Annotated in this window: 16 protein-coding genes; 8 read left to right on the top strand and 8 right to left on the bottom strand. The window is 55.3% G+C overall.

What is annotated here, in order from left to right; translation table 11 throughout:
• Positions 1 to 53 precede the first annotated feature (53 nt).
• From PSAB_RS01030 to PSAB_RS01005, 6 genes are all read right to left on the bottom strand, one after another.
• The gene (locus tag PSAB_RS01030; protein ID WP_025332735.1) at positions 54 to 935 is read right to left on the bottom strand and encodes a carbohydrate ABC transporter permease; all 882 of its coding nucleotides are present in this window, start codon (positions 933 to 935) and stop codon (positions 54 to 56) included.
• Entirely contained in the window at positions 932 to 1,810 is an 879-nt protein-coding gene (locus tag PSAB_RS01025) for a carbohydrate ABC transporter permease (RefSeq protein ID WP_025332734.1), read from the bottom strand. Before PSAB_RS01025 ends, PSAB_RS01030 begins: the two co-directional genes overlap by 4 nt.
• Before the next feature lie 125 nt (positions 1,811 to 1,935).
• A complete protein-coding gene (locus tag PSAB_RS01020; RefSeq protein ID WP_025332733.1) occupies positions 1,936 to 3,270 on the bottom strand; it encodes an extracellular solute-binding protein in 1,335 nt (444 codons plus the stop codon).
• A gap of 182 nt (positions 3,271 to 3,452) precedes the next feature.
• The gene (locus tag PSAB_RS01015; protein WP_025332732.1) at positions 3,453 to 5,018 is read right to left on the bottom strand and encodes a response regulator; all 1,566 of its coding nucleotides are present in this window, start codon (positions 5,016 to 5,018) and stop codon (positions 3,453 to 3,455) included.
• Between the two features lie 2 nt (positions 5,019 to 5,020).
• Positions 5,021 to 6,784 (bottom strand): cache domain-containing sensor histidine kinase, encoded by a 1,764-nt coding sequence (locus tag PSAB_RS01010; RefSeq protein ID WP_025332731.1) that lies wholly within the window; start codon positions 6,782 to 6,784, stop codon positions 5,021 to 5,023.
• A gap of 187 nt (positions 6,785 to 6,971) precedes the next feature.
• The gene (locus PSAB_RS01005; protein ID WP_025332730.1) at positions 6,972 to 8,882 is read right to left on the bottom strand and encodes a beta-N-acetylhexosaminidase; all 1,911 of its coding nucleotides are present in this window, start codon (positions 8,880 to 8,882) and stop codon (positions 6,972 to 6,974) included.
• Positions 8,883 to 9,138: 256 nt separating this feature from the next.
• On the opposite strand from PSAB_RS01005, the gene PSAB_RS01000 reads away from it, so the two are divergent.
• The 5 genes from PSAB_RS01000 to PSAB_RS00980 are packed head-to-tail and all read left to right on the top strand — an operon-like array spanning position 9,139 to position 13,819.
• Entirely contained in the window at positions 9,139 to 10,251 is a 1,113-nt protein-coding gene (locus tag PSAB_RS01000; protein WP_025332729.1) for an amidohydrolase/deacetylase family metallohydrolase, read from the top strand.
• Entirely contained in the window at positions 10,217 to 11,323 is a 1,107-nt protein-coding gene (locus tag PSAB_RS00995; RefSeq protein ID WP_025332728.1) for a DgaE family pyridoxal phosphate-dependent ammonia lyase, read from the top strand. Before PSAB_RS01000 ends, PSAB_RS00995 begins: the two co-directional genes overlap by 35 nt.
• Entirely contained in the window at positions 11,323 to 12,087 is a 765-nt protein-coding gene (gene dagF / locus PSAB_RS00990) for a 2-dehydro-3-deoxy-phosphogluconate aldolase (RefSeq protein WP_025332727.1), read from the top strand. Before PSAB_RS00995 ends, dagF begins: the two co-directional genes overlap by 1 nt.
• Complete coding sequence (locus PSAB_RS00985; RefSeq protein ID WP_025332726.1) at positions 12,080 to 13,096, top strand: sugar kinase; 1,017 nt, start codon at positions 12,080 to 12,082, stop codon at positions 13,094 to 13,096. The genes dagF and PSAB_RS00985 overlap by 8 nt, the downstream gene beginning before the upstream one ends.
• Before the next feature lie 9 nt (positions 13,097 to 13,105).
• Entirely contained in the window at positions 13,106 to 13,819 is a 714-nt protein-coding gene (locus PSAB_RS00980; protein WP_025332725.1) for a GntR family transcriptional regulator, read from the top strand.
• 256 nt (positions 13,820 to 14,075) lie between these two features.
• On the opposite strand, the gene PSAB_RS00975 is transcribed toward PSAB_RS00980, so the two are convergent.
• Both PSAB_RS00975 and PSAB_RS00970 read right to left on the bottom strand, forming a co-directional pair.
• Entirely contained in the window at positions 14,076 to 14,456 is a 381-nt protein-coding gene (locus tag PSAB_RS00975) for a retropepsin-like aspartic protease (RefSeq protein ID WP_025332724.1), read from the bottom strand.
• Positions 14,453 to 14,710: a hypothetical protein gene (locus PSAB_RS00970; RefSeq protein WP_025332723.1), complete on the bottom strand. Its 258-nt coding sequence runs from the start codon at positions 14,708 to 14,710 to the stop codon at positions 14,453 to 14,455. The genes PSAB_RS00975 and PSAB_RS00970 overlap by 4 nt, the downstream gene beginning before the upstream one ends.
• A gap of 150 nt (positions 14,711 to 14,860) precedes the next feature.
• Between PSAB_RS00970 and PSAB_RS00965 the strand changes: the two genes are divergently transcribed.
• Genes PSAB_RS00965 through PSAB_RS00955 form a run of 3 tightly spaced genes read left to right on the top strand, consistent with a single transcriptional unit; the run spans position 14,861 to position 16,344 of the window.
• Positions 14,861 to 15,334, top strand: a complete 474-nt coding sequence (locus PSAB_RS00965; RefSeq protein WP_025332722.1) for a DUF2975 domain-containing protein — start codon at positions 14,861 to 14,863, stop codon at positions 15,332 to 15,334.
• A gap of 10 nt (positions 15,335 to 15,344) precedes the next feature.
• The gene (locus PSAB_RS00960; protein ID WP_025332721.1) at positions 15,345 to 15,563 is read left to right on the top strand and encodes a helix-turn-helix domain-containing protein; all 219 of its coding nucleotides are present in this window, start codon (positions 15,345 to 15,347) and stop codon (positions 15,561 to 15,563) included.
• Positions 15,564 to 15,579: 16 nt separating this feature from the next.
• Positions 15,580 to 16,344: a DUF817 domain-containing protein gene (locus PSAB_RS00955; RefSeq protein ID WP_025332720.1), complete on the top strand. Its 765-nt coding sequence runs from the start codon at positions 15,580 to 15,582 to the stop codon at positions 16,342 to 16,344.
• Positions 16,345 to 16,448 lie beyond the last annotated feature (104 nt).

Genomic DNA, 16,448 nt, shown 5'->3' with positions numbered 1-16,448 from the left:
CGATTTCCCGAGTACCTTGCTTTTCCCGTATTGCCGTACGGAAATGGGAGGGATCAGCCTTTCACTGCCCCCGCAACCATCCCCTTCATAATATAATTTTGGAATAGCAGATAAATGATGATGGTCGGAATGACGGCGATCGACATGGCGGCCATCGTCAGGCTGTAGTCCGTGCCGTATCCGTCCGAGAACAGCGACAGGCTGAGCGGCAGCGTCTTCAGCGCCTGATCGTTGATAAAGACGAGCGCGAACGCAAAATCATTCCAGAATCTGAGGAAGCCGAGAATGGACACCGTGGCCATGGCGGGAACCGCCAGCGGGACGATAATCCGAAAGAAAATTCCCCAGTATCCGGTGCCGTCGATCATGGCTGCTTCCTCCAGCTCTTTCGGCACGGAAGTCAGATAGGCGGCAACGACGAATACAGCGATCGGCAGCTCAAAGGCCGTATACGGCAAAATCAGTGATGCATACGTATCCAGGATGCCAAGGCTCTTCATCAGAATGAACAGCGGCACCAGCGTGCTGTGAATGGGAATCAGCATGCCAAGCACGAACAGCATCATGATCAGGCCTTTGAACCGGAACTCTAGGCGGGATACGATAAAAGCCGTCAGCGTTCCGAGAAACAGAGTCAACACCAGCGATAAGACCGAGACGACAACAGAATTCAAGAATGCGGAGCCAATGCCGCCGATCTCCCAAGCCCGGGTATAGTTCTCAAACTGCCAGACCGACGGAAGCGCGAACGGGCTGCCGAAGAAATCCTGATTCGATTTGAACGAGCTGATAAACAGCCACAGAAGCGGGTACAGGGTGACCAGCGAAAAAGCGAGAAGCACAAGATGAAGGAGCCATGACGCTCTGAACCTCAGGGCTCTGGACGTCCTGCCAGCCGTGCCTTCGGCCAGGCTGCCGGTAGCGATCGTTTTCATTCCATCCCTCTCTTTCGCATCAGCAGTTGGCTGCCGAGCACCAGAATCATGCTGATGATAATAATTAAGGTAGAAACCGCCGACCCGTAGCCGTAACGGAAAATTTCAAAGGTATTGTTGTACATGTACGTGGCGAGAAGCTCGGTAGACTGTGCAGGTCCCCCGCCCGTCATGACAAAAATCAGGTCAAACGCTTTAAGACTGCCTGAGATGCACAGCACGATGGCGACCTTGATCGTATCCCAGATCATCGGGATGACGATGAGATACAGCCATTTGGCCTTGATGGCCCCGTCGATTTTGGCCGCTTCCTCGACATCGGAGGAGATATTCTGGATCGCGGACAGAAAAATAATAAGGTAAGGTCCGATATTCGCCCAAATCACCGGGGCACTGACCGAATACATGTTGATGCCCGGGTCACCAAGCCAGTCGCGAATCCATGAGCCAAGTCCGAACTGCTCCAGCAGCACGTTCAATATCCCGATCTGCGGGTGATAGATGTAACCCCAGATCAGACCGATAACGACGGTCGAAACGACCATCGGCATAAAAACAGCCGAGCGGACAAACCGGTGAAACAGCGTGCTTTTTCTAAGAATAAGGGAAAGTATGAGAGCGATCGGCAGTTGCCCCAGAATCGAGGCAGCGACAACGATCAGGTTGTTCTTGAGCGCCTTCCAGAAAATGGGGTCCTTAAGCGCCTCGGCGTAGTTGCCCAGACCGATAAAGCGGGCGGTGCCAATGCCTTTCCAGTCGAAGAATCCGTAGTATGCGGACCAGAGAATAGGAACGATAACGAAGACCAAATAGATGATCAAGGCAGGCAGCAGCCCAATCACAATAAAGCCTCTGAGACGGTTCGTGAATGCCATAGCCGGCCTCCTTTGTATGCTAGCTTTTCAGGATGGAAGAAGTGAACGGCTGCCCGCCTCCCCCAGGGAAAGCGGACGCTGTTCCTGGGGGGAGCTTGGTGCAGCGGAACAGGGCTTAAGTGAGTTTACTTGCCGAGTTCGCGGGCCTGGGCATCTTGTATCTTCTTCGCGATGTCTTCCGGATTGCCGCCCATGGAGAGCTCCTGCAGTCCGTTGTTAACCGCTTCCGTAGCCGAGGAGGTCAGATAGGCGTCATAGACCGGCGTCAGCTTTACCGATTTATACAGGTTATACGCTTTGTAGAACAGCGGCATGACCTGGGATTGATCCAGTTCCACATTGTAAGTCACGATCGAGTTGCTGCCTGCGATCGCCTTCATGGCATCCGGCCCGCTGACGGTATAAATCAGCTCCAGCGCCGCCTTCAGCTGATCGCCTTCCACATGCTTGCTAAGTGCGAGACCGCCGCCCGAGCCGCCGGACATGGAATTCGGGTCGCCCTTGCCTCCGGGTACGGAAGGCAGGATCGTTACGTCCACCTGGTTCAGCTGTTCTTCCGTTCCGGATGCGGCCATATTCGTCAGCGCCCATGCGCCGTCGATCATCATGGCGGCCTTGCCTTCGATGAAGTACTGCTCCATCTGCGTGTTATCCAGGCTGTTGAAGCCGGTCTGGAACGCATTGGCGTCGGCCAGCTGTTTAAAATAAGTCAGCGCCTGCACGAATTCCGGATCGGTGAATTTGGCTCCGTCCTGATTGACCGCCTTCTTGAACCAGTCGGTTCCGGTGACGCGGTCCGCCAGCGAAGAGATGATACTGGATTGCGCCAGCCACGAAGCCTTGTTTCCAAGCGAAATCGGGGTGATTTTGTTGTCGTTGAACGTCTTGACCGCCGTCATCAGCTCATCCCATGTGGTCGGAACCTTAACGTTGTATTGTTCGAAAAGGGATTTGTTGTAGAACAGGAAGGAGGTTGCGGAACCGCTTAGCGGCGTCGCGTAAACTTCTCCGTCAAAGGACAGCGAATCCAGCGAACCCGGAATGAAATTGTCCTTCCACTCAGGGTGCTCATCAAGCAGGGACGTAATCGGTTGGATCAGCCCGCCGTCATAGAACTCTTTGATGGACGTACCCGACTGGGTGAAGAAGACGTCCGGCATCTCGTCGGCCGCAGCCACGGTCTTCAGCCGCTGGCGGTAACCGTCGGGAGGAATCGCCTGGGCGTCCAGCTCGACTTCGGGATGCTCGGCCTTAAACTTGTCGATCTGAGCGCGAACCGCTTTGGCTCTGAGATCATCGCCTGAGAAATTATGCCAGACGGACAGCTTGATCTTGGAGGTCGCGGCTCCGGCGGTATCGCCCCCCGCTGCGCCGGAGTTCCCCGTATTTCCTCCTTGTCCGCATGCTGCAATTAGCAGCGACATAGCCACTGTACAGGCCGTGATGGCCAGTGCTTTCATTTTCAATGCCAAGCCCTCCTTGAATTTCATTTTGTACATTCAGTATAGGTGAGCAAGGACGGGGCCAACAGGAGACATTCTACAGGTACTGGGTAGACAGAATTCAGGTTGTGGCATAAAAACGAACATAATGTTCGGATTTAAGCCTGAAAACCGCCCCATAATTACATAATCGCGTCATATTAATTAACATTCGCTTGACGGTATTCCGATGGCGTGCAGCCCATGATTTTTTTGAACTGCTGGCTGAAATATTTCATATCCTCATAACCGACCTCGCCCCCGATCTCGCCGATTTTCTTCTGTGTCGTAAGAAGCAGGCTGCCCGCCCGGAGCATCCGCTCCCGGGTCACGAATTCCATATAGCCCTGGCCGGTCTCCCGCTTGAAGACCTCGCTGAAGTGGTTGGGGTTCAGATGGACGAACCCGGCCACCTGCTGAAGACTTAGCTGCTGGTCGAGGTGATTACGTATATACGCGATAGCGCGCTGAATGTAAGAGTAGCGGCTGTCGCTCGCCCCCTGATGAAACTCGTTCATGACGGACAGCAGCAGACGGAAAAGTTCATCCTCCAGCCGCACGCCGGGCTCAAAGGCGAAGATCGGAACCGCCGCAGGCTCGCTTGTGCCGATCTCCCGGTTCCGGTCCAGCCAGCGGTGCGCGACGACAACGACCGACTGCAGATAGGCCTGCAGCGCCGCCGGAGTTGCGTCCGGGTCCTTAAGCTGCTCCTCTACGATCCGGTGGGTCCAGGCATGCAGCTGGGTCGCTTGGTTGTTGATCAGCAGCCCCAGAAGCTCCTGCTCCTCCTTCTCCGAGCAGACGGTCCGGCCGCCCCTGCGCTGCTTGATATCCTTCATCTCGTACAAGCCCCGGTCTCCGAACAGGACCCGGTAGGCATAAACCTTAGCCGCTTCCTCATAGGAGCGGGGCAGCTCGCCGAGCGAATGAACGATGTTTCCGGCCGCGGCAAAGAGATCGCATTTTAGCATTTCCCTTACCCGGTTCAGCGCCTTCTCCAGCGAACGCATGCCGGGCCAGTCCTCTTCAGTGCGAAGCGCCACAATGACTGTTTGGTTTCGGACGAGCGTGACGCACGGCAAAAGCTCCTGCATGCGGTTCTCCGCGCTTCCCAGGATCAGCTCGCTGAACCGGCCATCTCCCCAGCCGGAGGCTCCGACCAGTAGCACCCGCATCGGCTGAACGCCGCCGGCCTCCTCTGTGGAAAAGACCCCGTTCTGCCTTAGCCAGTCTCTTACCGGCTCAAAGGCTGCCGTTTCCGGTGACCGCCTGCCGCCTCCAATCAGCCACTCCTCAAGCAGCCGGCTCCGCAGCGCCGCAGCGGAAACCGCCCCCTGCTTCGCCGCTTCCCGCTTCGCGCTCAGGTTCCGCTGGGCTTTCATCACCGCCTTGATGACCTCCTCAGGGCCACTGGTCTTCAGCAGATAATCGGTCACCCCCTCCCGCAGCGCCTGCTGGGCGTAACCGAAATCATCGTAGCCGGTCAGGATAATGATCTCGGCGTCCGGCAGCCTCCGTTTGATCTCCTTGGCCAGCTCTATCCCGTCCATCCCCGACATGCGGATGTCGGTCAACACGATATCGGGGCGTTCGTCGGGAATGCGCTCCAATGCCTCCTCCGCCGATTCCGCCGGCGGAAGCAGCGTCATGCCGAGCTCCTCCCAGTCAATAACCGTGCACAGTCCCGTCCGGATGATGACCTCGTCGTCGACGATCAGTATATCCACAGCTATCCCTCCAGTACAGGTATGGTGAACGAAATTCGTGTGCCGCCTTCCGGCTCGCTCTCGATATGAAGACCCGCTCCGCTGCCGTAATGCAGCTTTAGACGGCGATGTACGCTGCTCAGGCCATAACCCGAGTCTGAAGAGCCGGACCGTTGCTGCTCACCTGCTTCTCCGGCGAGCAGCAGGCTGCGCAGATGCAGCAGCTTCTCCTCATCCATACCGACCCCGGTGTCCTCAACGACAAAGGACATGCCTTCTCCCCGCAGCTCCGCATGGACGAAGACGCTGCCCTTGCCCTGCTTTTTCTTCAGGCCGTGCATGATGCTGTTCTCGATCAGCGGCTGCAGCAGTAGCTTCAGCATCGTTCTCTCCTGAATTTTGGGATCGATCAGGAAGGTCGAGTCGAATTTGTCCTGGAACCGCTTCGACATGATGCGGACATAGTTCTGTGCATGCGCCACCTCCTGTTCTACGGAGCAGAATTCCTTGCCGTCGTTGAGGCTGAACCGCAGAAAATCACCGAGCGCCCCAACCATTTCCGCTACCTGACGGTCCTTGTTCATGAGCGCGATCCAGTGGATTGACGACAGAGTGTTATACAGAAAATGCGGATGAATCTGGGCCTGAAGGGCCTGAATATCAGCCTCCTTCTTTTTTGCCTCGTTCAGCTGCAGCTGGCTTTTTAGGCGCTCGATTCGCTCGCCAAGCTGATTGTAGCTATGCAGTACCATCCCGATTTCATCCGTGGACCTAACCTCGAATTGCTTGACGGGATCGCCGGGACTCACGTCCTTCAGCTTTCTGGCCAGCTTGGTCAGCGGGCGCGTAACCCATGCGGTGAAATACAGCACAAGCGCTCCCGCAAGCAGCGCTGCGACGCCGATGGCGACCGCCGTAAGCGTAAGCACGTATTCGTTCTGCGCGGTATAGATTCGGGTCGGAATGACGCCAACCAGCTTCCAGTTTAGGCTCGGCAGCGTGTAATAGAGCAGCGTGTTGCTCTCCTGACCCCGAGTAATGTTAAGAACGCCTTCGGTTCCTCTTAGCTCGCCCAGCCCCGGAAGCGACTGTCCAAGCGGCATATTAAGCCCTTCCCCGGTCTGGGAAGACATGATCCGGTTCTCCTGATTGACGAGCCAAAGCCGGCCGTTTGCGTTCCAGGCCGCGTCCTGCAGCATCTCCTGCACCTCGTCTACATCGACGCTGATCGCCAGCTCCCCCAGCGGCTGGAACTTATCGGTGCTGCGAATCGGACGGACCAGCGAGAATACGCGCTTGATGCCGTCGTCGGTCGTCTGGTTCTCATAGAGAGGCGTCCACCACTTCTGCGCGGGGTTATAATCGGCTGTCTTGGCCTCCAGCAGCCGGGGCAGTCCGGAGTACAGCACCGTCGTGTTGGACAGCGCCGGATACCCGCGGCCGGAGGCGATGGTGATATTGGAAATGTAGGGTTTGGAGGAAGCCAGGTTCAGCAGAAAGGCCACATTTTGCGAATACAGGGAAATGTCCGCCCTATCGCTGCCGAGGTAGGATTGAATGTTGCGCTGGCCGATGATGAACACCGACATGGTCTCGATATCGTTAATGATAAAGTCCAATTTATCCGAAAGCTGCCTGAGCGTATTCATGCCGGACTGCTTTTCAATTTTTTCCGTCAGATTGGAGGCGATCCGGTAGGAGACGACCCCGGCGCCGAGCAGAGGGAACACGATTGCGATGATGAGCAGCAGCGACAGCTTCCCCTTCAAAGAATGCTTGAACCACATCTCCTTCCTCTCCCCTTCCTTGTTTGGATTCCTCACATTTTACAACATAATTCGACATACGGTCTGCAGTTATTTAGCAAAAAACAAGGGTTCTCAGTATTTTCCAACTCTTTTTATGAAGTAAAGAAGCTGCTCCGGTTACCCGGTCCAGCCGGTCGGAACAGCTTGATATAAAAAGAATCAATGATTAAAAGGGATTTAATACATGAAAAAATACATTCGGCGACGCCATGCGGTAATAATAGCTGCACCATCCGGCGCCTCTATGGTTGAACCGGTTGGCCGAGCTGTACGGCAGACGTTCCTGCTCCAGCTCTTCGATTCTTGCAATTCGTCCCTCCGTGTAATCCAGAAGCCGCATGGCGGCGGAATCGAGCCGGTTCACAAGCCCCCCGTACCGGATGTCCAGCACCTCCCAGCCAAACGGCTTGAACATGCGGTACCAGGCGGTACGGTGCGCGGACCGAAGCTCCCTAACCGCCTGTGCGATCTCCGGCAGCTCCCGTACCGCCGCTTCGGCCAGTGCAGCCTTGTCGCCGGCATCATATGCCCGCTTCAGTTCGACACCTAGCAGGCTCTTGCGCTTCAGCACCGCGCACAGCTTCTCCGGAACCTCCAGCATCCCGGCTGCGGCCGGATCGGCGGCGCTTCTCTCGGACAGGCTCCGCTGCAGCGCTTCGTAATGGGCGGACAGCTCCAGGCCGTCGATCTGATAGTCGAACAGGCCAAGCAGCACATCCTGGTACAGCAGGAACTTCGAAGGATTACTCTGCACGCGGTTATCCGGCTCGGCCCCCGGCGTTTCGTCCAGGTCCTTCATCAGAAGGTAGCTGTCGGCCTCAATGCCAGTACAGAACTTCACACGCTCCGCGAGATGCTCCCACTCCGGGCGCTCCGGGGAATAAGCATGCTCCGCATACAGCTGCAGGCCGAGCAGTGCCGCGAACGGATTGCCCTCATTGCCGTCATCCCCCCACATCGTGGCATACACCTCGCCGATCCCCTCCTTCTTGCATACCTGGAGTGCCGTATCCGAAGCCTTGAGAGACAGGCCGTAATTGACCCCGAACGTATTAAAAATCCACACAGCTCCGGCAAAAGCCAGCTTCGAGCCAAGCGAGCGGTGCTTCTCGATCAGCCGCTCGTAGTCCTCCGTCTCCGTATGCACGTAGTCCCAGTACACCATATCTACGTCTTTCGGAATGCTGCACCGCATTTCTTCCGGTATCGATGTTTCCTCGTCATAGTACTCGCCGCCGCTTGCGGAAGCGAGCTTCAGGAACATATCGCTCCACATCATCGGCTCAAGCCCCCGCCCTCGCGCAATGTCCAGCACCTTCTCCAGATGCGAGATCATGATATCAAACCGGCTGCTGTAGCCGTTCCGGTCCAGGTACTTCCCCCGGCCCAGCTCTTCGGCCTCATCCATGCCGATATGGATTTTGCGGCTGCGGAACGGTGCGCTGGCCGACTCGACCATACGCTCGACCAGCTTTATCGTGCGCTCCTCGCTCACCAGCAGCGCGCCCTTCGTATCCCTGTAATGGGACACCGGCTCCCATTTCAGGAATTCCTCCAGATGGGCAAGCGTCTGAATGCTTGGAAACGCCTCAATGCCGAACTGAGCCGCATAATCGTCGATTTCGCGAAGTTCCTGCTGCGAATAACGGCCTCGCATATACCCGAAATAAGGTTCGCCCTCGATTTCATAGGTATCCTCCATATAGAGCATAACGGTATTCAGTCCCATCAGGGCCATCTTGTTCAGCATAGCCTTAAAGCTGTCCGTAGTGAGCACCGCGTTGCGGGATAGGTCGAACATCGGGCCGACGAGATCAAATTGCTGCCGTTCGCGGATATGAAACGCTGCGCCCTTGCGCACGTGCTGGACAAGCAGACCAAGCCCGCGGAAGAACTGATGGGTACGCCCATACCGTATATACGCCCGGCCATCCTCACAGCCGACCTCGATTCCTTCGCCGGAAATCCCCACCAGCACAGGGATTCCGTCCTCTTCGAGCTGAAACCCAAGCTCGCCGGCCAGAATCCCGATTCCGGGCAGCAGAGGCGATATGTCACCCTCAAACCAAAACTTCATCTTGTCATCCTCCTCGATCTTTATAGCCCTTTAATCATCCTCCGCTCTCTCCGCTATGCAGTTATCCGGGATCGCCAGGAGCATTTCGCTTGAAAAGTCGTGAAACATGAAAACGTGTGAAAAAGAATTTTAAATTAAACATTATAACGTTATATTGTTTTCTCTGATTTCTATGGTATCTTAAGTGTATGCCACCGCGCAATACATGAATTTGATTTTAAGGTCTTACATTCCTCAGCATTGGCAGGTGAACCTCATGCAAGAAAAGCTGGTGCTCAGCCATCTCCGGCTTGTGGGCGGGCAAATGACCGATATTGTAGTGGAAGACGGGCGCATCGCCGAGCTAACGCCGCCCGGACAGGGGCGGGGGGACCGGGTGATCGACGGGTCCGGCCTCTATGTTTCCAGCGGATGGATCGACATGCATGTGCATGCGTTCCCGGAATTCGACCCCTACGGGGATGAGATTGATGAGATCGGAATCAAGCAGGGCGTTACGACCATCGTGGACGCCGGCAGCTGCGGAGCCGACCGGATCGGCGAGCTGGCGGCAAGCCGCCTCGGCGCCCGCACCCGCCTTCTCGCCTTCCTTAATATTTCGCGCATCGGTCTGAAACGGATCGACGAGCTGTCCCGGCTCGAGTGGATCGATCTCCGGCAGGCTGCGGAATCCGCCCGTGAATACCGGGATATGATCGTGGGATTCAAAGCCCGAATCAGCAGCAGCGTCGTCGCCGGGAGCGGACTCAGCCCGCTCCGCATGGCCAGGCGCCTCTCTTCGGAAACGGATTTGCCGCTAATGGTCCACATCGGCTCGGGTCCTCCCGATATTACCGAAATTGTGCCATTGCTGGAGCAGGGTGATGTGCTGACCCATTATTTGAACGGGAAGGAGAACAACCTGTTCGACAGCGAGGGCCAACCGCTGCCGGTGCTGCTGGACGCCCGGGACCGGGGCGTTCATCTGGATGTCGGGCACGGCACGGCAAGCTTCTCGTTCCGGGTGGCCGAGGCCGCCAGGCGGCACGGCATTTCCCCGGACACGATCAGCAGCGACATTTACCGGGGAAACCGGCTGAACGGCCCGGTGTACAGCCTGGCAAATGTGATGAGCAAGTTCCTGTATCTTGGCTATCCCCTGAATGAAGTCATCGACGCCGTTACTGTACGCGCAGCCGCCTGGCTAAAGCGGCCCGAATTGGGCCGCATTCAGCCCGGAGACGCCGCGCGCCTGACTTTATTCTCAGTTGAAGAACGTCCAGTACGCCTCACCGATTCCGAAGGAGTAACGAAGGAAGCGGCCCGGTGCATCATACCTAAAGGAGTGGTTATCCATGGAGAATACGCTGCATGCGAAATACGGCCTTAAGCGCGTCATCAACGCCAGCGGCAGAATGAGCATCCTGGGTGTCTCCGCCCCATCGGATTCCGTAATGGAAGCGATGAAGGCGGGCGGCCAGGCTTACGTAGAAATCGCGGATCTCGTCGACAAGGCAGGCGATTACGCCGCCCGCATCATGGGTGCGGAAGCCGCCGTCGTCGTCAACTCCGCGTCCAGCGGCATTGCCCTGTCCGTTGCGGGAATCGTAACAAGAGGCGACCGGCGCAAATCGCTGCGCCTGCATCAGGATCCGATTACGAGGAACGAGATCATTATGCTGAAGGGGCATAACGTCCAGTACGGCGCTCCCGTGGAAACGATGGTCTATCTGGGAGGCGGCCGGATTGTGGAGGCGGGCTACGCCAATGAAGGCAAAGCCGCCGATATCGAGGAGGCGATTACCGACTCGACCGCCGCCATCCTGTACGTCAAATCCCATCATGCCGTCCAGAAGAACATGATTTCCGTGGAGGAAGTCTCGGACTTGGCCCGGCGCAGGGGAATTCCGCTGATCGTAGACGCCGCAGCCGAAGAGGATCTCCGGAAATACGTCGCGCTCGCCGACCTGGCGATCTACAGCGGCTCAAAGGCAATTGAAGGACCGACCTCCGGTCTTGTCGCGGGCAAGCGTTCCTGCGTGGAATGGGTCAAGTCCCAGCTTTACGGAATCGGCCGCAGCATGAAGATCGGCAAGGAAACGACGTTCGGGTTGCTTCAAGCGCTGGATGAGTATATCGTTAAGGAAGATACGAGCGAACGGGAAGTGGAATCGCTGCAATCCTTGATGGTCCTGAATGAGATCGCGGGTCTGCAGGTATCGATCGTGCAGGACGAAGCGGGGCGCGCCATTTTCCGCGCCCGGGTGCACATCGAGCCGGAGAAGGCGGGAACGGACGCGGCTTCTGTCGCCAAGGCGCTTCAGGGGGGCGAAATCGCAATTTATACGCGCGATTACGGCGTGAGACAGGGGTATTTCGATATCGATCCGCGCCCGCTTCAAGGCGATGACATCGCGGTCATCGCGGCCAGAATTCAAGAGCTTGCAGGAGGTAAAGCATAATGACGAATACAGGAGTGGGAATTGCCGGCCGTTTCTATAAAAACCGGGCGGCTCTAAACGTATTGGCGGGCAGTGTGCGCAACGCCAAAGAGGTGTATGAGGCTGCGGAAGGCTATGTGCTGGTCGGCGTTCTGTCCAAGAACTACCCGACAGCCGAAGCTGCGGCCGATGCGATGAAGGAATACGGCGCCGCCATCGAAGACGCCGTCTCGATCGGGCTGGGCGCCGGCGACAACCGGCAGGCGGCCGTGGTCGCCGAAATCGCCAAATCGTACGCGGGGAGCCATATCAATCAGGTTTTCCCTTCAGTGGGGGCTACCCGGGCCAATCTGGGAATCCGAGGCGGCTGGATCAACAGCCTCGTCTCGCCTTCGGGACAGCCGGGGTATGTCAATATTTCGACCGGCCCTGCAAGCTCTGCGGGCGAGCATGCGATCGTTCCCGTCAAGGCGGCGATCGGACTGCTGCGCGACATGGGCGGCAACGCGCTGAAATACTTCCCGATGAACGGCCTCAGCCTTGAAGCGGAGTACCGGGCCGTCGCCAAAGCCTGCGGAGAGGAAGGCTTCGCGCTGGAGCCGACCGGAGGGATCGACCTGGACAACTTCGAGGCTATCCTGCGGATCGCGCTTGAAGCCGGTGTGCCGCAGGTCATTCCCCATGTGTATTCTTCCATCATCGACAAGGCTACGGGAGACACCCGTGTAGATGATGTCCGCACGCTGCTGGCGATCATGAAGAAGCAGGTTGATCTCCATGGCTAGAACGATCGCCGCCTTCGGGGAAGTGATGATGCGGCTGCAGGTTCCCGGCTACGCCCTGCTGTCGCAGAGCGATACCCTTCAGGTCTCCTATTCCGGAACGGGGGTTAACGTCGTCTCGGCACTGGCACGGTTCGGGCATACCGGCTACCTCGTCACGACGCTGCCCGCCAATGCGATCGGCGACGCAGCGGTCGCCAATCTCAGCAAGCTGGGCATCCTGCCCGCCCAAATCCGGCGGGCGGGCGCGTATGTCGGCATGTATGTGCTGGAGAACGGCTTTGGACCCCGGGCGAGCCGCGTTACCTACACCAACCGGCAGGAGAGCAGCTTCAATACGGCCCCGGAAGGCGCCTATGATTTTACAGCCGTCGCCCGGGAATGCGATATCGTCCATTTCTGCGGCATTTCGCTCGCGATGAACGACACGGTCCGGCGGCATGTGTTGGCCTTCGCAAAGACCGTGAAAGCAGCCGGACGCCTCGTTGTCTTTGACTGCAACTACCGGCCCACCCTTTGGGGCGAAGGCGGGTATGCCAAAGCCAAGCCATGGTATACGGAAATGCTGGGCCTTGCCGATATCGTCCTTATGAACGAGAAGGACGCCCTGCACATTCTGGGAATGCAGAGCGAACGAGAAACCCGGCGGGAGCAGCTGGAAGAGCTGATCCCGCAGGTCGCCGCCGCTTACGGCATCTCCGTCATCGCGGGTACGCACCGCACGGTGAATCCGGACAACACGCATTCGCTGCAAGGGTTTTTATATAAAAATTCCGCCTTCGTCTATTCGGACAAGCTTACCTTCCCAGTCTATGACCGGATCGGAGCCGGAGACGCCTATACTAGCGGAATCATCCACGGAGAGCTGGAAGGCCATTCCCCCGAGACGACCGTCCGTTTCGCCGCAGCGGCTGCGATGCTGGCGCATACGATACAGGGCGATACCCCCCACTCTTCCGAAAGCGCCATTCTTCGGGCCATAGCCGAAGGGAACGGCGATGTAGAAAGGTAGGAACCCGCCATGAATCTATCCCGCAACAAGCGGCCCTTATACCAGCAGATCAAAAACATAATCAAAGACCGGATTCTCCACGGCTTGTACCCGCTGGAAACCAACATCCCGTCCGAGCCGCTCCTTGAGGAAGAATTCGGCGTCAGCAAGATCACCGTCCGTAACGCGATCAAGGAACTGGTCCAGGAAGGATATCTGGAGACAAGCAGCGGCAAGGGTACCAAAGTTATCCGCAACACCAGCACCTCGAAGCGCTCAACCTGGAAACGGTTTACAGAGGTGCTGGTGGAGGAAGGGCATGTCATTCATAAGGTGCTGCTTGGCGCGGAGAGCGTTACCCATGAGGAGGGCAGCAAGCCCCACAGCCTGTTCGGGACCTCCGGCCTGCGGATCGAGCGCCTCTATGTGCTGGACGATTCGCCCTACATCCATTACACCCACTACTTCCCAGCCTGGATTGGCGGGGTTGACCCGGCAGAGCTTGATGCGCAGTCCCTGTACGGCTGGATGGAGGAGCGCAAGGTCACAATCGCCAAATTCCGAGATGAATTCGGGGTGGCGCCTCCGCCGCCCGGCGTCGAGGCGCTGCTGAAATCCGGCAAGGGCATGCCGCTGCTCAAAAGATACCGTTACGCCTATGATGAATCCGGCAGCGTCGTTGAATACAGCGAGGGCTATTACCGCTCGGAGCTCCAACCCTATGTCGTCAATTACGATGTCTAAGGGCTAGAGGCGCTCCCGCAGCGGGCAGCGGGCAGCTGACTGAAGCATTCCCTGAGGACTACTTCGCTCAAAGCTACAACGGCTATAGATGGTGCTATCCAGAAAGAATACAGGCTAATCAATATCCCTTTAATAAAATGAACCCATGTTCTTAAAAACGAGACCGTTTTAAGAACATGGGTTCATTTATTAGCATACGCTCAGTCATGATTGATTTACACGCTTTATATGATTTTCGACTACATCGTAAGTAATCTCATTTTGTTGCCACTAGCAACTCTTTAGAATCTATCACTAACCCGGCAGATTGGATAAAGTCAAAGCCAAGAATGCCATCGATCTCCATGCCGTAGTCAATTTCCCCAATTTCAACTTCAAACCCTTCTAGAGAAGCCTCTCCCGTACTCACAAAATCAAACTGCTTGGAATAGACGACCTCTACTCCACCCACACCTCTGATCTTATTGAGAAAATAACCTGGTTCAATTTTCACACCAATGTCATCGACCACATCAGCGTTAAAAATTGTTCCTGCCAAACCTGTGTCCAGCAAAAAATTATTCAAATGAAGCTCTTCACCACGGTAACAAATAATCACTTCGGTAAAAGGCAGCCCGTACCTCACGTCAATCCTCATCTTGGCCCCCGTACCCCCGCCCATTTTTCCCGAAGCTTCAGTTCTTCGCGGGATGTATGAAAAAAGCCGTATTCGCGATATGGCTGTTCCCGATGCAATTCATAGTAGCGTTTCATGGCAACCGTTGAATCGTCGAATCGATCAATGAGTGCGACTTCATCAATGAGCCAGTATCCATTTTCCGAACGAGACTTTAACGCCTCACAGACCACCCACTCATCCGGGAACTGCTCACGAACCTCTTCCCACCGCATCTCGAAAGGGTCAGCCTAATTGACTCTTCCGCTATCCCATCCTCCATTTAAAAACAACAATAATGTAATCAAAATCAATAATTATTTATTGTAAATCGATAAATTATGTGTTAAAGTCCTATTTGACAATAAACAAGCGAGGTGCTTTTTATGAAACGGGAAACACTCTTTTTAAAGGCAGCTGTGTTTCTTATTGGATTGCCCATTCTTGCTTTGTGTATATTGGGGTTGCCTTCCATCGCTAATGAAGCAGTAGAACATTATCCAGCTTATTGGGTATATCCCCTTTTAAGCGTTATGTATGCATCGGCGATACCATTTTTTATTGCTTTGGCTCAGGCTTTAAGACTTTTAAGCTACATTGACAAGAACAAGGCTTTCTCGGAATTATCCGTAAAAGCTTTAAAGAATATCAAATACTGTGCAATCACAATCAGCATCCTGTATGCGGCAGGCCTGCCACTTGTATATCTCATAGCAGAGGAAGACGACGCCCCGGGTCTCATCGTACTCGGAATGGTCATTGTTTTTGCCTCCATTGTAGTTGCGGTCTTCGCTGCCGTTCTTCAAAAGCTATTAAAAAATGCCATCGATATAAAATCAGAAAATGATTTAACGGTCTGAGGTGAAAACAATGGCGATTATCATCAATATTGACGTGATGCTGGCTAAAAGGAAAATGAGCGTTACCGAACTTTCGGAGAGGGTTGGAATCACGATGGCTAATCTTTCGATTTTGAAAAATGGAAAAGCAAAAGCGATCCGATTATCCACTTTAGAGGCGATTTGCGAGGCTTTGGAGTGCCAACCTAGGGATCTTTTGGAATACCGAAGCGATGAAGACGCCCGGTAAGCCGAAGGCACCGATCATGAGAGCACTAATGCAGCTCGTTCGTTTTGGCTCAGAGCAGGCCCTGTCCTGTTTGTTTCCTGTCGTTATTTTTTCCTCTTTGGCTTTGACACAAAACCTGCCGCTCCCCTTCCTGCCTCGGTATGACTGGATGCTCATCATCTGCCTTCTGATGCAGTGGTGGATGGTGCGTTCCGGGCTTGAAACACGGGATGAACTAAAGGTGATCACCTTGTTTCACCTGATCGGGCTCGCTCTTGAACTTTTCAAGGTACATATGGGCTCCTGGTCTTATCCGGAGGAAGGCTATTTCAAAATCGGGGGAGTCCCTTTGTATAGCGGATTCATGTACGCAAGCGTAGCGAGTTATCTTTGCCAGGCGTGGAGGCGGTTTAAGGTTGAGCTGGTGAAGTGGCCGCCTTTTTTGGTAGTCGTACCTCTTGCTGCTGCGATTTATTTGAACTTTTTTACCCACCATTATTGGATTGACGCTCGTTGGTGGTTATCTGGACTTGTAGTGATCGTCTTTTGGAAGTCTTGGGTCACATATGAGGTTGGTGGAACCCGTTACCGTATGCCGCTCGCGCTTTCTTTTGTGCTTATCGGATTTTTTATATGGCTCGCTGAAAATATCGCAACGTTCTTTGGAGCTTGGCAATATCCAAACCAAACCGAGGCATGGAGTCTCGTTCATCTGGGAAAGGTGAGTTCATGGCTCTTATTAGTGATTGTTAGCTTTCTTATTGTAGCGGCGTTAAAGCAGGTTAAGGGGAGAAATTCATGATAGGTACGTTTGGACTTTGACAATCTGAGGGCGACAATGCGGTTATATTTTAAGTCCTTACATGTAAAAAGCCCGCTCCCGGAGCGGGTTTTTGTATGGGGCCG

The sequence above is a fragment of the Paenibacillus sabinae T27 genome, assembly GCF_000612505.1.
Classification (GTDB): Bacteria; Bacillota; Bacilli; order Paenibacillales; family Paenibacillaceae; genus Paenibacillus_AQ; species Paenibacillus_AQ sabinae.
The sequence above is the reverse complement of the archived record's forward strand: the minus strand, read 5'-3'. Positions and strand labels throughout refer to the sequence as shown.